Here is a 1,586-nt window from a genome sequence, read left to right on the forward strand (position 1 = left end):
GACGATTGGGTACCCGCGAGTAATTCCGGGGGAGGATTGAAACTGGGACTATCGGCAGTTAGATAGATATGACTGAGATTTTGACCGGCTAGACTGCGTTTAGTAAAGCGCCAGCCATCGATGAGATAAATTTGGATTAAACCGGTCCCTAAACCTTTTGTCCGTCCAATAATTACCTCCGATTGTCTGGGATTGCGGGGGGTTCCCACGAGGACTAATTCCCCGTTCCGTTGTACGATACGCAGCAGGTATTCTAAACCGTAATCTGTGCCGCGAATGCGAAGGGAATAACCGTTACTGTCGGTGGCTCGTTCACAACTGCCGGTAAAATCGAAATCGAGGAGGAGAGGCTGAACAATGGTCGGTTCTCTGCCATTTACCGCCCAACATTGGCGTTTTCCGGGAATTTGTTGCAAAATCAGTAAATCGTATTTACCGTTACCGTAGGGACGGGCAATAGCGATAAAATCCTCTTGATTAACTTCTCGTTGTTCAAAGAGAGTTGCTTGACTGGGTGTCGTCAGGAGACAACCCCCCAGAAGTGAAAACAGTAGGGTAAATTTTAGGGATGATTTTAGATTCATAAATAGGGAGCCTTGTTATGGGGATCGTACTTGCATTTATTTTATCGATTTAGACGCAAGTCAGAGAATTTTGTTTTCCTAGGGGAAATAGTTTTATAATTCAGTCGTCGGCCGTCAACCGTCAGCCATCAGCTAGGAAAGGCAATCAGGCCAATTGAAAGGTCTTGGAGTCTGCTCAATTCTGCTGGATTTTTGCTAGGGATTTATTTTATCTCGGAGAATAAAGCTTCTAAGTCTTGACGACCGCTAACTATTCTTAAAATCTCTACTGTGTCATCAGTAACTCGATAGAAAATAATATATCCATCTAAAGGCAACCCTCTCAAGGACGGGTCTAATATGACTGTAACTACGTCCTAAATTGGGAAATTGTGCTAATTGTTGACACTTTTGGGAAAATTTTATCAATAGTTTTTCCCCAGCTTCCACGTTTACCGCTCAAAAATAATCAGCAATCTTGTTTAAATCTTGACTGGCTGATGGGGCAATAATATAACGATTCATGATTAGGATTGATGCTCTTTCTGAAATTTTTCTAAAATATTGTTGATAACTGTTTCGACCTCTAATCCTTCCCCATTGTCTAATTCAGCTACAGCAATATCAATTTGATGACCAGTTTCTTCTCGCCATTCTAAATAATCTTCATTGATGTGGGACAGCAAGTGTAAAGCGGTATCTATGAGCTGCTCTACATTATCAAATCTGCCACTTTTTAACTGTTCTTCGATAAATTTTTCTTGATTTGGTTTTAGTTGAATATTCATACTAATTTTTGTTAGTTCAAGGACTAAATTATAAGCATTCCATTTTATTATACTGCAAGGAGCAGACAGAATAGACTAAGAGTATCGCCGATCTAGGGGCAGAAATAACTGAACTTCCCCCATACATATATACCACAATAGCTGAAAACCCTTATCCATCAATGGATGCACCCCCTTAACTTATCTTAATGTACCCATGTAATTTGTAACATTTCTTAATGGACAAGAATTCTCT

3 protein-coding genes are annotated in these 1,586 nt (G+C 40.3%); all 3 read right to left on the reverse strand.

Translation table 11 applies throughout. The annotated features are described in order from the left end of the window. A partial coding sequence (locus IQ224_RS23385; RefSeq protein WP_194033551.1) for a DUF3747 domain-containing protein occupies positions 1-584 on the reverse strand: 584 nt, incomplete at its 3' end. 203 nt (positions 585-787) lie between these two features. Continuing rightward, positions 788-910: a type II toxin-antitoxin system RelE/ParE family toxin gene (locus IQ224_RS24470; protein ID WP_002747772.1), complete on the reverse strand. Its 123-nt coding sequence runs from the start codon at positions 908-910 to the stop codon at positions 788-790. 180 nt (positions 911-1,090) lie between these two features. After that, on the reverse strand, positions 1,091-1,351 hold the full coding sequence (locus IQ224_RS23395) for a hypothetical protein (protein ID WP_002747768.1): 261 nt from the start codon (positions 1,349-1,351) through the stop codon (positions 1,091-1,093). Between the last annotated feature and the right edge of the window lie 235 nt (positions 1,352-1,586).

The sequence above is a fragment of the Microcystis sp. LEGE 00066 genome, from assembly GCF_015207925.1.
Classification (GTDB): domain Bacteria; phylum Cyanobacteriota; class Cyanobacteriia; order Cyanobacteriales; family Microcystaceae; genus Microcystis; species Microcystis ichthyoblabe_A.

Excerpts from the sequence above, each read along its gene's own strand:
- IQ224_RS23395 (WP_002747768.1), bottom strand. The coding sequence starts at position 1,351 with ATGAATATTCAACTAAAACCAAATCAAGAAAAATTTATCGAAGAACAG.